Raw genomic sequence first — 16,531 nt, forward strand, 5'->3', positions numbered from 1 at the left:
GACTGGCATCGATGATGGAGAGCGGGGCGCGCCGCGGGAACGCCCGCCGGCGGATAAGAGATATTCCACGCCGGAATACGTGCCTACACTGCGGAACATGCAGCCCCCACGCCCGTCACTTCGCGTCTCGCTGTCCCCCGGAGCGGTTCGTCAGCATCCTGGAGGGGTGCGTCAGCCCCTCGGAGGGGCGCATCGGCCCCCCGGAAGGGTTCGCCAGTGCTTTCGGGCGGCCGGGCGGCGCTGACATGGACCGGCTCATGACCATGCAGGTCTTCGTGCGCGTCGTGGAGACCGGCAGCTTCAGCAAGGCCGCCGCCGAGCTCGGCACCACGCAGCCGACCGCCACCAAGGCCGTGGCCGAGGCCGAGCGCCGCCTGGGCGTGCGGTTGCTGCACCGCAGCACGCGCGGCGTGACGCCGACCGAGGCCGGGCTGCTGTACTACGAGCGCTGCAAGAACGTGGTACGCGAGGCCGACGAGGCCGACAACGTGGCCGCGCTGGTGCAGGCCGGCGGCAGCGGCCTGCTGCGCGTCAACACCTCGGTGGCCTTCGGCCGGCGCGTGCTGGTGCCGCTGGTGCTGCGCTACATGCGCGCGCACCCGCGGCTGCAGATCGAGCTGCTGTGCGACGACCGCTACGTGAACCTGGTGGAGCAGGGCGCGGACCTGGCCGTGCGCATGGGCCGGCTGGCGGATTCATCGCTGGGCGCGCGCTACCTGGGCCGCAACCCCTGGATGCTGGCCGGCGCGCCGGCCTACCTGCGGGCGCACGGCACACCGGCGGCGCCGCAGGACCTGGCGCGCCACGCCTGCCTAGTCTACAGCAGCGTGCAGGGCGATGCGCGCTGGGACTTCGTGGCGCCCGGCGGCGGCGCCTGCGCGGTGCCGGTGCAGGGCCCGCTGCGCTCGAACAACCTGTCGGCCGTGCTGGCGGCCTGCCGCGCCGGCATGGGGCTGGCGGTGCTGCCCTGGTACGTGGCGCGCGATTCGGTGCGGGACGGCGCCCTCGTGCAGCTGCTGCCGGACCACGCGCTGCCGGCGCAGGAGGTGCACGCGGTGTTCCCCTCGCCGCGGCTGGTGCCGGCCAAGGTCACCGCCTTCATCGGCTGGCTGCAGCAGCAGCTGCAGGGGGAGTGGTGGCTGCGCGAGGTGTCCACGCAGGACGGTGGTCCGTGAGCGCGGGCTCCGCCTGGGCCAGGGTGAATCCCTGCGCCGTGAGCACGCGGGACATGGCTTCGGCGGCCTGCTGCACCGGCGCGAGATAGCGCGCCAGCACGTCGTCGAGCGCCATGACCTCCGGGATCCACACCATCGCCAGGCTGGCCACGCAGCGCGCTTGCGCGAAGACCGGGACGGCCAGCGCCCCGTAGCGCGCCGGCGTGCTCGGCGAGGCGCGCGTGGAGTCGTAGACCGCATAGCCCTGCCTGCGGATGCGCTGCAGCTCCCGCAGCAGGGCGGCCCGGTCGAAGTCGCCGCCGACGCGGCGATGCTGCAGGGCCGCGTCGATCCAGGCGCGCGACGCGTCGCTGCTGCTCCAGGCCAGCAAGGCCTTGCCCACGGCGGTGAACAGCAGCGGGGGCCGGAATCCCAGCGCGTGGTAGTTCGGCGTCAGGCTGCAGCTGCTGTCGCCGTCGACGATGACCATCTCGAAGCGGTCCAGCACGGCCAGGTTGGTCGGCCACGGTATCTTGCGTTCGAGCGCCCTGCGCATCGGCGCGGTGATCTCGGACAGCCGCTTGCGCGGCGCCGAGAGCGCCGGCTCGCCCGAGGCGCCGGTGACGGCGAAGTAGCGGCCGTTCATCGGGTTGCGGTCGACGTGCCCGGCCTGCGCCAGCGTCTTCAGGATGCGCAGCAGCGTCGCGCGCGCCAGGCCGGTGCTGGCCATCAGGCCGGGCAGGCTCATGCTTTTTTCGTACTGCAGCTGGCGCAGCACCGCCAGTCCGCGCGCCAGCGCATCGATGGATTTCACCTTGGTGCCGGTCGGGTGCATGGGGTCGGAAATTTGTTCACCAGGTGAACGGGATGCTACTGCGGCCGGCCTGCCTTCCCTAGAGTCCGGGGCAGCCTTGAAACGACGCATCCCTCCGGAGAAACCCATGAGTGCAGACCTCGACAGCATCCAGTGCGTGGAAGATGCGCGCCAGCGCGCGCGCCGGCGCGTGCCGAAGATGTTCTACGACTTCGTGGACTCGGGTTCCTGGAGCGGCGCGACCTACGCCGCCAACGAATCCGCCTTCGCGCGGCTGAAGTTCCGCCAGCGCATCGGCAGGAACATCGCGCAGGCCGATGCCTCGACCACGCTGCTGGGCCGCCAGGCCGCGCTGCCGCTGGCCATCGCGCCGACCGGGCTGGCCGGCTTCGTGTGGCCCGACGCGGAGATCCTCGGCGCCCGGGCGGCGCACCGCTTCGGCGTGCCCTACAGCCTGTCCATCGGCAGCGTCTGCCCGCTGGAGGAGGTGCGCCGGCACAGCGATGGCCCACTGTGGATGCAGGTGTCGCTGCTGAAGGACCAGGCCTACCTGCACGCCCTGGTGGGGCGCGCCCGGGATGCCGGCTGCGAGGCGCTGATCCTGACCATGGACTACCACGTGGCGGGCCGCCGCTACTGCGATGCCCGCAACGGCCTGGCGCTGCCCCCGCGCCGGTCGCTGCGGCAGGCGGTGGACCTGCTGTCCGCTCCCCGGTGGTGCCTCGGCATGCTGCGCACGGCCCATCGCGGCTTCGGGAACGTGATCGGCCATGCCAAGGGCGTCACCGACCTGGCGTCGTTCGCCCGGTGGCACGCCGACCAGTTCGTGCTGGACATCGACTGGAAGCAGGTGGAACGCCTGAAGGCGGTGTGGGGCGGCCCGCTGATCGTCAAGGGCGTGCTGGATGCCGAGGATGCGCTGCTGGCCATCGAGGCGGGCGCCGATGCGCTGAGCGTGAGCAACCAGGGCGGACGCCAGCTCGACGGCGCCCCCGCGGCGGCCGAGGTGCTGCCGTCCATCGTCGACGCGGTGGGCGGCCGGGCCGAGGTACTGGTCGATGGCGGCGTGCGCTGCGGGCAGGACATCGTGCGCGCCTGCGCCCTGGGCGCGCGCGGCGTGCTGGCCGGCCGCGCCTGGCTCTACGGGCTGGCCGCCGGCGGCGAACCGGGCGTGCACCGCGTACTGCAGATCCTCCGGCAGGAAATGCTCAGCACCATGGCGTTCTGCGGCGTCAGGACCGTGGCCGACATCGGCCCGCACGTGCTCTGGGAGGGCCCGGCGCGCGCGGAGCGCGCGATGGAGCGTGGTGCTGGGCAGTGGGGCTAGCCGAGGACCCGGCGCGCGCGTGGAGCACGCCCGGTTCGCCGCCGGCAGCCTTCCAAGGCAGCGGCGGCCCGGCCGTCACGGCCCCTCGCGGTCCCACGGTGGCACTTCGCCCATCTTCTCCAGCATGAAGTCGATCAGCGCGCGCACCTTGGGCGCCGGGTGGCGGCTGGGCAGGTAGACGGCGTACAGCGTATCCGCGTTGGCCAGGCCGCCGACCGGCTGCCAGCCCGGCAGCAGCGCGCGCAGCCGGCCGGCGCGCAGGTCGTCGCCGATGGCGTAGGTCGGCAGCACGGCCAGGCCCATGCCGGCCAGCGCCGCGACGCGCAGCGACTCGCTGCTGTTGGCCGTCAGCCCGCTCTCGAAGCGCAGCGCGCCGCGTGTCTCGACCTCGGCCTCGCCCAGCCCGGCATGGCGGAAGCGCCAGCGGTCGGGTGCCTGCAGGTAGCCGAAACGCAGGCAGCGGTGGCCGGCGACCTCGGCCACCGACTGCGGCTCGCCATGGATTTCCAGGTAGGCCGGCGCCGCGCACAGCACGAAGCGGATGGCCGCGAGCCGGCGCGCGACCAGTCCGTCGGAGGGCTTGTGCGTCAGCCGCAGCACCACGTCGAAGCCTTCCTCGGCCAGGTCCACGTAGCGGTCGTTCAGGCCCAGCACGACGTCGAGCTGCGGATGGCGGGCGCAGAACTCGGCCATCAGCGCGGTGAACTGCAGGTTGCCGAAGGCCGTGGACACCGACATCCGCAGCACGCCGCGCGGCGTGTCGCGGCGGCCGGCGAGCTCGGTCTCCAGCGCGAGGGCATCGTCCAGCAGCCGCAGCGCGCGCTCGTAGACGGCGCGGCCTTCGGCCGTGGGGCTGACGCTGCGCGTCGTGCGGTGCAGCAGCCGTGTGCCGAACTGGTTTTCCAGCCGCACGACCTGCTTGCTGACGGCCGACTTGGTCGTGCCCAGCAGCCGCGCAGCGCCGGAGAAGCCGCGCGCGTCGACGACGCGCGCGAAGGCTTGCAGGTCTTCGAGGCGGCCCATGGTGTCGTTCTCCGTTTGGAAACTCTGAATCGAATTCCAGGTGGATTGTGTCCGTGTTCACCGATTCCTAGAGTGGCGGCCTGCCGTTGTTCCAAGGAGTCGCCATGTCCACCCCGCCATCGTCCTGCCTGCCGGCCCGGCCCCTGCAGTCCGGCCTGCCCGGCCGGCTGCTGGCCGCGGCGGCCGCTTCCGGCCTGCCGCTGGTCTTCATCCTGCTGTGGAGCAGCGGCTACGTGGCCGGCAAGCTGGCGCTGCCGCACACCGGGCCGCTGACGCTGCTGACGCTGCGCTTCGGCCTCGCCGCCGCGGTGCTGCTGGCCGCGGCGCTGGCCACCGGCGCGCCCTGGCCGCGGCGGCGCGCCGACTGGGGCCACCTGGCCGTCGTCGGTTTGCTGATGCAGGTGCTGCATTTCTCGTGCATCTACTGCGCGCTGCGCTGGGGCCTGAGCGCCGGCGTGGCCGGGCTGCTGATCGGCCTGATGCCGCTGGCCACGGCGCTGGGCGCCCACCTGTGGCTGGCCGAGCGGCTGGGCCTGCGCCAGGGCCTCGGCCTGCTGGGCGGGCTGGCGGGCGTGGCGCTGGTGGTGGCGGACCAGCCGCTGGGCGGCGCCTGGCCGGCCTACGCCGCGGCGGGCCTGGGCCTGCTCGGGCTGGTCGCCGGCACGCTGTACCAGAAGCGCTTCTGCGCCCACATGGACCTGCGCAGCGGCGCCGGCCTGCAGATGGCCGTGTCGGCGCTGGCCGTCGCGCTGGCGGCCGGGCCGGGCGAGCATTTCGCCGTCGACTGGACGCCGGCGCTGGTCGGCGCCTGGCTGTGGCTGGGCCTGGCCAACTCCATCGGCGCCTTCAGCCTGATGTTCGTCATGATCCGCCGCGGCCAGGCGGGCCGGGTGGCGAGCCTGTTCTTCCTGGTCCCGGGCGTGTCGGCGCTGCTGGGGTTCCTGGTGCTGGGCGAGCGGCTGGAGCCGCTGGCGCTGGCGGGCTTCGGGCTCTCCGCGCTGGCCGTCGCCGCCTCTTGCCGGCGGTAGACGCAGGCCGCATCCGCGGGCCCGTGGGCTCATCAAGGACGGCGGTTCAGGCGGGCGCTGCTTGCTTGTCACCACCTCGCAAGTGCGGCGCGCCCACCCCCTCGCTTCGAGGCTTGGCAGCGCCGCGGCCACGGCGTAGCATGCCCGCCACACGCCGCCACGGCGCACCGGAGACCGCCATGCCCAAGCCCTTCGCCACTGCCGTTTCCGCCGGCCTGGCCGCGCTGGCCCTGCTGGCACCGCCGGGGCAGGCCGAGGCGGCGCCGATCTATGCGCCCACGCCCATCGGCGCCAGCCCGCGTTTTTCCGACCTCGGCGCGGCCGGCGGCGGCTGGCGCGTGTTCGACGACTTCACGCCGGCCACATCGGCCAGCGTCGAGCGCGTCGGCTGGAGCGGCTTCTGGCTCGACCTGAACAACCCGCAGCCGGCCCCGGCGCCGGCGCCCGACGTCTCCGCCTGGGATGTCGCCTTCTACGCCGATGCCGGCGGCGTGCCCGGCGCCTTGCTGCTGCTGCAGACCTTCAGCCCCGCCGGCGCCAACCCGACCTTGCTGGGCGCGGGCAGCTTCAGCCAGGGCGGCAACGTCTACGACGTCGACCACTACCGCTACGAGGTCGACCTGGCGGCACCGCTGGCGCTGGCCGGCGGCGACACCTACTGGGTGTCGGTGATGGCCCATTCGCCGGCGCTGCTGCCGGGCTTCGCCTGGAGCGCGGCCACCGGCGGCAACGACAGCTCGTACCAGCAGCAGCTGGGCGCCAACGGCCAGCCGACCGGCGCGCAGACGGTGGCGCGCGACCGCGCCGTCACCCTCGACGGCACGCTGCTGGCGGTGCCCGAGCCCGCAGCGCTGCCGCTGGCCGGGCTGGCCCTGCTGCTGCTCGCGGCGCTGCGGCGCGGCCGCGCCCGCATGCCTCTCGTGCGCTGAGGCCGGGTCCGCCGCCGACCGCGGAAGGGCGGCGGCTTCGCGTCCCCGAAGGTTTCCCCCGCAGCCGGGCCCACGATGGCGGGCACCCAAGCCGCCACCGCGACGGGCTACTGCCGGGCGGTGCCGGTGGAATCCGAGGTTGGCGGCCGGGAACGGAAGGCACGGCCGGTCCGTACATCCCCAATACAGGGGATGCGGTTTGCGACCCAGCGTGGCCGAATCTGCGTGTCGTTCTCACGCGCGGCCGCCGCTGCCGGCTGCGGGACGCTCGTCACCGCCGCGGCTGGCGGTCACCCACGGAATGCTGGAGGTTGTGATGGCTACCAAGGTCCTGATCGTTCTGGACGGCGATTACCGCTTCGATGTGGACCCTTCGGGAACACAAGACTTCACCTACACCGCGCTCGTCGGGGCGTTGACCGATGCCGGATTCCAGGTGACGCGCGCGCATCGACAGAACGACGCGACAGCGGGCGTGCTGCAGTCGTTCGACTTTGCCGGTGCCGGCGTCGACCTGCTCGCATACGACGTGATCTGGCTCATCGGCAACCATGGCCGCAATGTCGGCGGGGCCAGCGGCACGTTCGATTTGCACGAAGCGGAGATCGCCGCGATCACGCGCTTCATGGATGCGGGGGGCGGGGTCTTCGCCACGGGCGACCACGATGGCATCGGCGCGGACATGTGCGGCCGCATTCCGCGGGTCCGCGCGGCACGCTGCTGGTACGGGGAGGGTGATGCGCATTCGCCGATGCCGGCGGGTTTCCCGCGCAACTTCGCACCGTTGAGCGCCACCCGCGCCGACACCACGCGGACCAATCCGGCTGGCGACTACAGCGAGTTTCCCGCGCCCTTCGCCTGGTTCGAGAACCAGTCGGATTCGGTTCCGCAGCCGATCGCCCCGGCGACCTCGCCGGCGCATCCGATCCTGCGCCGCGACGGACGCGACATCGTGATCTACCCCGACCACATGCACGAGGGCCAGACGCTGGGCGAGGTCGCGGGTTACGACTACGGCCAGACCCTGACCTTCAACGGCGAAAGCTTCGTCGAGTTCCCGAGCGTCGCGGGCGACCACCCCAAGCCCGAGGTCATCGCGACCGGCCAGGTGCTGGAACATGCGATCCGCGCGGCCGCATCCGGGGGCACCACCGACACGACCCTCGCGTCGGCCAAGACCGTCAACACGCTCAGCGCCTACGACGGGCGACGCGCGGGCGTCGGCCGCATCGTGACCGGCGCGACCTTCCACCACTACGTGGACATCAACCTCACCGGCGACTCCGACATCGTGCCCGGCCCGCCACAGACGCGTGTCGGCCCGGACGGCGCCAAGGGCCACGGGTTCGCGCATCCTGGCGCAGAGGCGACCTTCGCCGACATCAAGGCGGTCTTCGTCAACATCACGCATTGGCTCGCGCGGCCGCGCCCGCAGATCGGCCTGATCCTCGAGCGCAGCACCTTCGGCCAGGACGAGGTGACGGCGAGCCCGCAGTTCGACGCCGCGATCCTGGTCACCGTCGACGGGCTCAAGCCGGGCCAGTTCCCCGGCGGCGGCATCACGACGCTGGCGCCGTCGGCCGCCCAGCTCGCGAGCTGGGCGCCGGTCGTCTCCGTCGGCGGCAACTCCGCCATCGAGGTCACGCCCACCGCCGTCGCGAGCGACGACCCAGGGCTGCCGGCGCGGTTGCAGCGCATCACCTTCACCTACCGCGTGCGCTTCGTCGCCGATGCTTTCGGCTTCGCAGGACAACAGCAGGTGCAGCCCGTTGCCGCCACCCTGTCGACGAGCGCCGCGCTGTCGCCGCTGACGGACAGCGCCTGGATCCAGCTCGTCAAATCGGCCAACCCGTTCATGCTCGACCTCGCCGGCGGCAACACGACGCCCTGGCTCAGCTCGGACCTGAAGGTGTTCCCGGTCGTCGCCGGCGAGACGCTGCACGGCGTGACGCTGCCCGACGGCGCGACGCGGGCACAGGCGCTGCAGTTCATCCAGGACCTGGTGTCGTCGGTCAGCGTCTCCCAGTTCGAGTCGCTCGCCGGCGACCAGTCGGCTTCCGCGCTGAGCCCGTTTCCCACCACGACCGGCAGCGGGCGCAATGTCTACAACTTCGCCGTGGCGCGGGTGCGGCGCAACGGCACGCTGCTTGCCGCCAACGACGTGCGCGTGTTCTTCCGCCTCTTCACCGCCCAGACCACGGCGGCATTGACGTACCAGGAAGCGATGGGCGCACCGATCGACGGCTACGTGCGAACGGCCGGCGCCGATCCGATCGCGCTGCCGGGCCAGGCCGCGGGCGAATGGGTGTCGTTTCCGTGCTTCGCGCAAGCACGCGCGGCCACGCCGGACGCGCAAGCCGATGCCTTCAACGTCAAGGACATCGGCACGTCGGAGAGCGACAAGTTCTTCGGTGCGCTGCTCGACACCAACCTCGGTGGCAACTACCTGCCGCCGGCGCCCGGCGCAGGCGCCGCCGTGCCGCTGCCCGACCTGCTGCTGGGCGAGCACCAGTGCCTCGTGGCACAGATCGAGTTCACTGGCACGCCGATTCCTTCCGGCGCCAATCCGGGCACGTCCGACAAGCTCGCGCAGCGCAACATCGCCCTGAGCGCAGTCGCCAACCCCGGCCTGAGCGCCTCGCGCGCGGCCATGCATACCTTCGAGATCGAAGCCTCGCCGCTGCCGATCACCGACGAACTGGTGCCCGACGAGCTTTTGCTGCACTGGTCTGCGAACGTGCCCGACGGCACCTACGCCACGATCCACATTCCTGGCTGGAACGCGCACGACGTCGTGGCGCTGGCGGACCGTTTCTATCCACGCCACGAGCTTCGCGCCACCGATGCGCACACGATCGAGGTGCCTGCGGGCGGCATGCGCTACGTTCCCATCCCGAGGAGCCTGCGCCGGCAGACGGGCGTGCTGTCCGCCGAGTTACCGCTCGGTATCAGGAAAGGCCAGCGCTTCGACGTCTCGGTGCGGCAGATCACCCACCGGGGACGCAAAGTCCGGATGCCGGGTGCCGAGGTGCGCCAGGTTTCGCTGGCCGAGGCAGCGCGGCTGCTCAAGGCGGCCGGAGTCGAGGTGGCGGCGCCAACGGTGGTGCGGGACGGCGCTGCGGCCGCGCTGCCCCGCGGCGTATTCGACCTGGGCGAGAACCGTTCGCTCGTCACCGACCTGTCGATGCTCGATGCGGCCGGCGACTTCGCGTTGCTCGTCGCGCATCCGAACCCCAAGGACGTGGAGGCCGCACGGCGCGAAGCGCGCATGTGGCGCGAGACGGTGGGGGCGTTCCAGCTGGGCATTCCGGTGTCGACCAAGGCTGACATGCTGGCGCATCACTTGCGCCTGCTCTCGGTGATGACATGGCGGCTGGCCAGGCTCGGCCGCAAGAGCCGCTGGCATGCCGCGTTCTCGCGCTACGTCGAGATGCTGGCCGACAAGGTGCGCGCATTGGGCGGCGATCCGTTTGCGGTGCCGGCGACCCCGGATGGTGTGTTGCCAGCGCTCCCCGATCCGGGGGGCGATGGCGGCCAGACGCCAGGAGACCAGGTGCCTGGTGGCGAAGGCGTGGACGATCCGGCCGACCCGTACTTCGAGCCTGGCGACGACGACTGGCTGTCGGACACCGGCGGTGCGGCGGCGGGCGATGCCAAGCCAGCGTTGTGGTCCGGCAAGGTCAGCGGGCTGCTGTTCGACCATTTCGGTGACTTCGAGGGCTTTACGCTCGAGAACTACAGCGGTGCGCAGCGGCGCTTCTTCAGCCGCGAAAACGCGATCTGCGATCTGGCGCGCACCGCGTGGCGCGAACGCCATGTCGTGACGGTGGTCACCGTGGCGGCCAAGAGCCGGCGGGTGCGGCGGCTGCTGCTGCGTGGGTCGGCGCCATAAGCCTGGGTGCCGGGCTCTCGGCGGCCGCGAGCCTGCCGCGCTGCTCGCGCATTCCGCCCGCCATCGGGCGGCACCGCGGATCAGGCGGGCAGCGTCGCCTGCGCCACCGCATGCTCCCAGCGCGCCATCAATGCGTCGGCGCGCGCGCGCTCCAGCGTGGGCACGAAGCGCCGTTCGGCGCGCCACAGCTGCGACAGGTCGGCGCTGCTGGCGTACACGCCGCTGGCCAGCCCGGCGAGGTAGGCCGCGCCCAGGGCCGTCGTCTCCACCACCGCCGGCCGCACCACCGGAATGCCGAGCAGATCGGCCTGGAACTGCATCAGCAGGTCGTTGACGCAGGCGCCGCCGTCCACGCGCAGCTCGGAGACGGGCGCGCCACCCGCGGCCACGGCGTCGCGGCTCATCGCGCCGAGCAGCGCGGCGCTCTGGTAGGCGATCGATTCGAGCGCCGCGCGCGCGATGTGCGCGAGCGTGGTGCCGCGCGTCAGGCCGGTGATGGTGCCGCGTGCCTCCGGCTTCCAGTAGGGCGCGCCCAGGCCGGTGAAGGCGGGCACCATCATCACGCCGCCGGAGTCGGGCACGCTCTCGGCCAGCGACTGCACCTCGCTGCTGGCCGAGATCGCGCGCAGCCCGTCGCGCAGCCACTGCACCACCGCGCCGCCGACGAAGACGCTGCCTTCCATCGCGTATTCGGGGGTGGTGCCGCACTGCGCGGCGCTGGTGGTGAGCAGGCCGTTCTCGCTTCTCTGGAAGCTGCCGCCGGTGTGCATCAGCATGAAGCAGCCGGTGCCGTAGGTGTTCTTGGCCATGCCCGCGGAAAAACAGGCCTGGCCGAAGAGCGCGCTCTGCTGGTCGCCGGCCACGCCGCCGATGGCGATGGCGCCGCCCAGCAGCCCGGGCACGGTGCGGCCGAAGTCGCCGCTCGACGGCATCACTTCGGGCATCAGCGCGCGCGGGATGCGCAGCAGCGCGAGCAGCTCCTCATCCCACTGGTTGCGGTGCACGTTGAACAGCATGGTGCGGCTGGCGTTGCTGACGTCGGTGACGTGGCGCCGGCCCGCGGTGAGCTGCCAGACGAGCCAGCTGTCGACGGTGCCGAAGGCCAGCTCGCCGGCTTCGGCCGCCGCGCGTGCGCCGGGCACTTCGTCCAGCAGCCATTGCAGCTTGGTGCCGGAGAAGTAGGCGTCGATCAGCAGGCCGGTCTTCGACTGGATCAGCGCGGCGTGACCCTGCTCGCGCAGCAACGCGCAGGCCGGTTCCGCGCGCCGGTCCTGCCAGACGATGGCGTGGTGCACGGGCTGCCCGGTCTTGCGATTCCAGAGCACCGTCGTTTCGCGCTGGTTGGTGATGCCGAGGGCGCGTACATCCTGCGCGGCGATGCCGGCCTGGCGCAGCGCATCCTGGGCGGTGGCGAGCTGGGTGCGCCAGATCTCCATCGGGTCGTGTTCCACCCAGCCGGGGCGCGGGTAGATCTGCGGCAGCTCCTGCTGCGCCTGGGCCACGATGTGGCCGTGTTCGTCGAACACGATGCTGCGCGAGCTGGAGGTGCCTTGGTCGAGGGCGAGCAGGTAGGTCATGTCGGGGCGGGGGTGATCGGCGTGGGCATGGGCGTCGCACCGCGCACGATGCTCAGGCGCCTTCCGCCGCGATGGTGCATTGCACGCCCGCGTCGTGCAGCAGCGCGGGGAAAGGCTCGGGCGGCGGCGCGTCGGTGAACAGGCGGTCGATCTGCGTGAGCGTGGCCAGCTCGACCATCGCCGGGCGGTTGAACTTGCCGTGGTCGGCCGCGAGCCAGACCTCGCGCGCGTGTTCGATGATGGTCTGCGCCACCTTCACCTCGCGGTAGTCGAAGTCGCGCAGCGTGCCGTCGGGCTCGATGCCGGAAATGCCGATGAGCGCGATGTCGACGCGGAACTGGCGGATGAAGTCCACCGCCGCCTCGCCCACGATGCCGCGGTCGCGCGTGCGCACCACGCCGCCGGCCACGATCAGCTCGCACTCCGGGTTGCCGCTCAGGATGGCGGCGACGTTCAGGTTGTTGGTCAGCACGCGCAGGCCGCGGTGGTGCATCAGCGCCTGGGCGATGGCCTCGGTGGTGGTGCCGATGTTGAGGATCAGCGAGCAGCCGTTCGGCACCGCCTGCGCCACCGCGCGCGCGATGCGCGCCTTGCCCGCGGCGTTGAGCATCTGGCGCTGGGTGTGGGCGATGTTCTCGACGGTGGAGCTGGGCACGCGCACGCCGCCGTGGAAGCGCGCGAGCAGCCCCTGCTCGGCCAGGCGCTGCACGTCGCGGCGCACGGTCTGCAGCGTCACGCCCAGGATGTCGGCGAGTTGCTCGACGGTGGCGGACTGGCGCTGGCGTACTTCCTCCAGCAGCAGCAGCTGGCGTGGGTTGGTGTTCACGCGCCGAATTTAAAACGAACCAAAGAGAAAAGAACCAAGGGTAAGCATCTAGTCAAATCGATCGAAAAAGAACAAAAAATCATCCAAATCGAAAAAGAAAGGTGACAATGGAGTTGGTGCTGGAGCAAATTGGCAAGCGGGTCGGCCCGCAGGCATGGCTCCATCCGATGAGCATGGCGCTGCATGGCGGTGCCGTCACGGTGCTGCTGGGCGCCACGCAGGCGGGCAAGACCAGCCTGATGCGCATCATGGCCGGGCTGGACGCGCCCACCGAAGGCCGGGTGCGCGTCGACGGCGCCGACGTGACCGGCGTGCCGGTGCGCGAGCGCAACGTCGCCATGGTCTACCAGCAGTTCATCAACTACCCGTCGCTGACGGTGGCCGGCAACATCGCCTCGCCGCTGCGGCTGCGCGGCGAGAAGAACGTCGAGGCGCGCGTGCGCGAGATCGCCGGGCGGCTGCACATCGAGATGTTCCTGGAGCGCTACCCGGCCGAACTCTCGGGCGGCCAGCAGCAGCGCGTGGCGCTGGCGCGCGCGCTCGCCAAGGGCGCGCCGCTGATGCTGCTGGACGAGCCGCTGGTCAACCTCGACTACAAGCTGCGCGAAGAGCTGCGCGAGGAACTCACGCAGCTGTTCGCCGCCGGCGACTCCACCGTGGTCTATGCCACCACCGAGCCCGGCGAGGCGTTGCTGCTGGGCGGTTACACCGCCGTGCTGCACGAGGGCGAGTTGCTGCAATACGGCCCGACGGCCGAGGTCTTCCACGCGCCCGCGTCGCTGCGCGTGGCGCGTGCGTTCAGCGATCCGCCGATGAACCTGCTGCCGGCGCAGCCGATGGATGGCGGGCTGCGCCTGGCCAGCGGCGACCTGCTGCCGCTGCGCCTGCCGCAGCCGACGCAAGGGGACGTGACGGTGGGCCTGCGCGCGAGCGCGCTGCGCCTGGCGCCGCGCCCCGGCGACGTGGCGGTGCAAGGCACGGTGGAGCTGGCGGAGATCTCCGGCTCCGACACCTTCATCCACGCCGACACGCCCTGGGGTGAACTGGTGGCCCAGGTCACCGGCGTGCACTACCTGGAACTGGGCAGCCGCGTCGCGCTGCACCTCGACCCGGCGCAGGCCTACGTGTTCGGCGGCGATGGTGCGCTGCTGCGCGCGCCCGCGCGCGCCCACCCGGGAGGGCACTGACGATGGCGCGCATCGAACTCGATCTCGCCCACTCGTACCGGCCCGACCCGCGCCAGGACAGCGACTACGCGCTGCTGCCGCTGCAGATGGCCTTCGCCGACGGCGGCGCCTATGCGCTGCTCGGCCCTTCGGGCTGCGGCAAGACGACGATGCTGAACATCATGTCGGGCCTGCTCGTGCCCTCGCAGGGCAGCGTGCGCTTCGACGGCCGCGACGTGACGCACGCCAGCCCGCAGGAACGCAACATCGCCCAGGTGTTCCAGTTCCCGGTCATCTACGACACCATGACCGTGGCCGAGAACCTGGCGTTCCCGCTGCGCAACCGCAAGGTGCCGGCCGAACGCATCCGCCGCCGCGTCGGCCAGATCGCCGAGATGCTGGAGATGAGCGGCCAGCTCGACCAGCGTGCGGCGGGCCTGTCGGCCGACGCCAAGCAGAAGATCTCGCTGGGCCGCGGCCTGGTGCGCGAGGACGTGGCGGCCGTGCTGTTCGACGAGCCGCTGACGGTGATCGACCCGCACCTGAAGTGGCAGCTGCGGCGCAAGCTCAAGCAGATCCACCACGAACTGAAGCTCACGCTGATCTACGTGACGCACGACCAGGTCGAGGCGCTGACCTTCGCCGACGAGGTGGTGGTGATGACACGCGGCCGCGTGGTGCAGGTGGGCACGCCGGGCGCGCTGTTCGAGCGGCCGCAGCACGCCTTCGTCGGGCATTTCATCGGCTCGCCGGGCATGAACTTCCTGCCCGCGCAGGTGCAGGGCGGCGCGCTCCTGATCGCGGGCGAGCGGCTGGCGCTGCCGCGCGCATTGCCCGAGGGTGAGCTGCAGCTGGGCGTGCGCCCCGAATACCTGGCGCTGGCCGATGCGCACGCGCCCGGCGCGCTGCGCTGCGAGGTGGCGCGCGTGCAGGACGTGGGCACGCACCAGATGCTCAGCGCCGCGGTGCAGGGCCAGGCGCTGAAGGCGCGCTTCGCGCCCGAGCAGGCGCTGCCGGCGCCGGGCCAGCCCGTGTGGCTGCAGGTGCTGGGCGAACACACCTGCTTCTACCGCAACGAGGAGCTGCTGCCGTGAACGAGACCACCAAGCCGGTCAACCAGAAAGCCTGGTTCCTGGTGCTGCCGGTGATCCTGTGCGTGGCCTTCTCGGCCATCCTGCCGCTGATGACGGTGGTCAACTACTCGGTGCAGGACATCATCAGCCCCGAGCGCCGCGTGTTCGTCGGCACCGAGTGGTTCGCGCAGGTGATGCGCGACGAGGAGCTGCACGGCGCGCTGCTGCGCCAGATCGTCTTCTCGCTCGCGGTGCTGGCGGTGGAGATTCCACTCGGCATCCTGCTGGCGCTGGCCATGCCGGCGCAGGGCTGGAAGTCGTCGGCCGTGCTGGTGGTGGTGGCGCTGTCGCTGCTGATCCCGTGGAACGTGGTGGGCACGATCTGGCAGATCTTCGGCCGCTCGGACATCGGCCTGCTCGGCGCCGCGCTCGACGCCGCCGGCATCGACTACAGCTACACCGGCAACGCCACGCAGGCCTGGCTCACGGTGCTGCTGATGGACGTCTGGCACTGGACGCCGCTGGTGGCGCTGCTGTGCTTCGCCGGGCTGCGCTCGATCCCCGATGCCTATTACCAGGCCGCGCGCATCGACGGCGCGAGCAAGTTCGCGGTGTTCCGCTACATCCAGCTGCCGAAGATGCGCGGCGTGCTGATGATCGCGGTACTGCTGCGCTTCATGGACAGCTTCATGATCTACACCGAGCCCTTCGTGCTCACCGGCGGCGGGCCGGGCAACGCGACCACCTTCCTGAGCCAGTACCTGACGCAGAAGGCCGTCGGCCAGTTCGACCTGGGGCCGGCGGCGGCGTTTTCGCTGATCTACTTCCTGATCATCCTGCTGCTGTGTTTCATCCTCTACAACTGGATGCAGCGCGTGGGCACCGCCTCCAAAGAAGGGGCCGGCCATGAATGAGCCCCGCTTCCGCAAACGCACGCTGTTCCTGATCGCCTACCTGGTCTTCGCCGTGCTGCCCATCTACTGGATGGTCAACATGAGCTTCAAGACCAACGAGGAGATCCTGTCCAGCTTCTCGCTGTGGCCGCAGCATTTCACCTGGGACAACTACAAGACCATCTTCACCGACGCAAGCTGGTACTCGGGCTACATCAACAGCCTGATCTACGTGGCCATCAACACCGTGATCTCGGTCGCGGTCGCGCTGCCCGCGGCCTATGCGTTCTCGCGCTACCGCTTCCTCGGCGACAAGCACGTGTTCTTCTGGCTGCTGACCAACCGCATGACGCCGCCGGCGGTGTTCCTGCTGCCCTTCTTCCAGCTCTACACCACCGTCGGGCTGATGGACACGCACATCGCCGTGGCGCTGGCGCACCTGCTGTTCAACGTGCCGCTGGCGGTGTGGATCCTCGAAGGCTTCATGAGCGGCATCCCGCGCGAGATCGACGAGACCGCCTACATCGACGGTTATTCGTTCCCGCGCTTCTTCCTCACGATCTTCCTGCCGCTGATCAAGGCCGGCGTGGGCGTGGCGGCGTTCTTCTGCTTCATGTTCAGCTGGGTGGAGCTGCTGCTGGCGCGCACGCTCACCAGCGTGAACGCCAAGCCGATCGTCGCGACGATGACGCGCACGGTGTCGGCCTCGGGCATGGACTGGGCCACGCTCGCCGCCGCCGGGGTGCTGACCATCGTGCCCGGCGCGATCGTCATCTGGTTCGTGCGGCACTACATCGCAAAAGGCTTTGCGATGGGGCGTGTCTGAGCC

13 protein-coding genes are annotated in these 16,531 nt (G+C 71.1%); 9 read left to right on the top strand and 4 right to left on the bottom strand.

Translation table 11 applies throughout. The features are described from left to right. The first annotated feature begins 245 nt into the window (after positions 1-245). Complete coding sequence (locus QM782_RS18985; protein ID WP_415204449.1) at positions 246-1,175, top strand: LysR substrate-binding domain-containing protein; 930 nt, start codon at positions 246-248, stop codon at positions 1,173-1,175. On the opposite strand, the gene QM782_RS18990 is transcribed toward QM782_RS18985, so the two are convergent. Next, positions 1,099-1,989: an IclR family transcriptional regulator gene (locus QM782_RS18990; protein ID WP_415204450.1), complete on the bottom strand. Its 891-nt coding sequence runs from the start codon at positions 1,987-1,989 to the stop codon at positions 1,099-1,101. The genes QM782_RS18985 and QM782_RS18990 overlap by 77 nt on opposite strands. Before the next feature lie 106 nt (positions 1,990-2,095). Here QM782_RS18990 and QM782_RS18995 point away from each other — a divergent pair, with 106 nt between their 5' ends. Continuing rightward, positions 2,096-3,295, top strand: coding sequence for an alpha-hydroxy acid oxidase (locus tag QM782_RS18995; RefSeq protein ID WP_415204451.1), 1,200 nt, complete (start codon positions 2,096-2,098; stop codon positions 3,293-3,295). A gap of 75 nt (positions 3,296-3,370) precedes the next feature. On the opposite strand, the gene QM782_RS19000 is transcribed toward QM782_RS18995, so the two are convergent. After that, positions 3,371-4,318, bottom strand: a complete 948-nt coding sequence (locus QM782_RS19000) for a LysR family transcriptional regulator (RefSeq protein WP_415204452.1) — start codon at positions 4,316-4,318, stop codon at positions 3,371-3,373. 104 nt (positions 4,319-4,422) lie between these two features. Between QM782_RS19000 and QM782_RS19005 the strand changes: the two genes are divergently transcribed. The 3 genes from QM782_RS19005 (at position 4,423) to QM782_RS19015 (ending at position 10,167) form a co-directional block, all read left to right on the top strand. After that, positions 4,423-5,346, top strand: coding sequence for a DMT family transporter (locus QM782_RS19005; RefSeq protein ID WP_415204453.1), 924 nt, complete (start codon positions 4,423-4,425; stop codon positions 5,344-5,346). Positions 5,347-5,525: 179 nt separating this feature from the next. Continuing rightward, positions 5,526-6,275: a hypothetical protein gene (locus QM782_RS19010; RefSeq protein WP_415204454.1), complete on the top strand. Its 750-nt coding sequence runs from the start codon at positions 5,526-5,528 to the stop codon at positions 6,273-6,275. A gap of 316 nt (positions 6,276-6,591) precedes the next feature. Then, positions 6,592-10,167 carry a hypothetical protein gene (locus QM782_RS19015; protein WP_415204455.1) on the top strand — a complete coding sequence of 1,192 codons (3,576 nt, stop codon included), beginning with the start codon at positions 6,592-6,594 and terminating at the stop codon, positions 10,165-10,167. An 80-nt stretch (positions 10,168-10,247) separates the two neighbouring features. Here QM782_RS19015 and glpK read toward each other — a convergent pair whose 3' ends face one another. Beyond that, the gene (glpK, locus tag QM782_RS19020; protein WP_415204456.1) at positions 10,248-11,744 is read right to left on the bottom strand and encodes a glycerol kinase GlpK; all 1,497 of its coding nucleotides are present in this window, start codon (positions 11,742-11,744) and stop codon (positions 10,248-10,250) included. 52 nt (positions 11,745-11,796) lie between these two features. Next, positions 11,797-12,570, bottom strand: a complete 774-nt coding sequence (locus QM782_RS19025) for a DeoR/GlpR family DNA-binding transcription regulator (protein WP_415204457.1) — start codon at positions 12,568-12,570, stop codon at positions 11,797-11,799. A gap of 107 nt (positions 12,571-12,677) precedes the next feature. Between QM782_RS19025 and QM782_RS19030 the strand changes: the two genes are divergently transcribed. The 4 genes from QM782_RS19030 to QM782_RS19045 are packed head-to-tail and all read left to right on the top strand — an operon-like array spanning position 12,678 to position 16,528. Next, the gene (locus tag QM782_RS19030; protein ID WP_415205685.1) at positions 12,678-13,757 is read left to right on the top strand and encodes an ABC transporter ATP-binding protein; all 1,080 of its coding nucleotides are present in this window, start codon (positions 12,678-12,680) and stop codon (positions 13,755-13,757) included. Positions 13,758-13,759: 2 nt separating this feature from the next. Then, positions 13,760-14,830 carry an ABC transporter ATP-binding protein gene (locus QM782_RS19035; protein ID WP_415204458.1) on the top strand — a complete coding sequence of 357 codons (1,071 nt, stop codon included), beginning with the start codon at positions 13,760-13,762 and terminating at the stop codon, positions 14,828-14,830. Then, the gene (locus QM782_RS19040) at positions 14,827-15,723 is read left to right on the top strand and encodes a carbohydrate ABC transporter permease (protein ID WP_415204459.1); all 897 of its coding nucleotides are present in this window, start codon (positions 14,827-14,829) and stop codon (positions 15,721-15,723) included. The genes QM782_RS19035 and QM782_RS19040 overlap by 4 nt, the downstream gene beginning before the upstream one ends. Beyond that, positions 15,716-16,528: a carbohydrate ABC transporter permease gene (locus QM782_RS19045; protein ID WP_415204460.1), complete on the top strand. Its 813-nt coding sequence runs from the start codon at positions 15,716-15,718 to the stop codon at positions 16,526-16,528. Before QM782_RS19040 ends, QM782_RS19045 begins: the two co-directional genes overlap by 8 nt. The last annotated feature ends 3 nt before the right edge of the window (positions 16,529-16,531 follow it).

This window comes from Pseudorhodoferax sp., from assembly GCF_047601025.1.
Lineage (GTDB): Bacteria > Pseudomonadota > Gammaproteobacteria > Burkholderiales > Burkholderiaceae_C > Pseudorhodoferax.